Source organism: Pseudoalteromonas sp. S3785, from assembly GCF_005887365.1.
Classification (GTDB): domain Bacteria; phylum Pseudomonadota; class Gammaproteobacteria; order Enterobacterales; family Alteromonadaceae; genus Pseudoalteromonas.
Genome location: NZ_PNCT01000197.1, coordinates 1 through 218 on the forward strand (window position 1 = coordinate 1; position 218 = coordinate 218).

Here is a 218-nt window from a genome sequence, read left to right on the forward strand (position 1 = left end):
CGTCAATTCGCGCAACAGCAAAAGCAAAAGCACTACTTAAGTGATGACAAATTTTTACTAAGCCATGCCAAAACGCATTAGCTTTCAAAACCGCAATAATTATGATATTTAGCGCAAAATGTTTTAACTGCGATAAGTTGTGCGCATGGGCGGGTAAGTTAAATACGGCTGTGGCTAGGCGCATTAGGCATGCATCAGCAACTGCGGGCCCCGCGTAA

1 protein-coding gene is annotated in these 218 nt (G+C 44.0%); it reads right to left on the reverse strand.

Annotation, left to right across the window (positions count from 1 at the left end; translation table 11 throughout):
- Nucleotides 1-184, reverse strand: a 184-nt coding sequence (locus tag CWC17_RS19120; protein ID WP_171042119.1) for an alanine racemase, incomplete at its 3' end; no start/stop codon positions are given.
- Nucleotides 185-218: the final 34 nt, after the last annotated feature.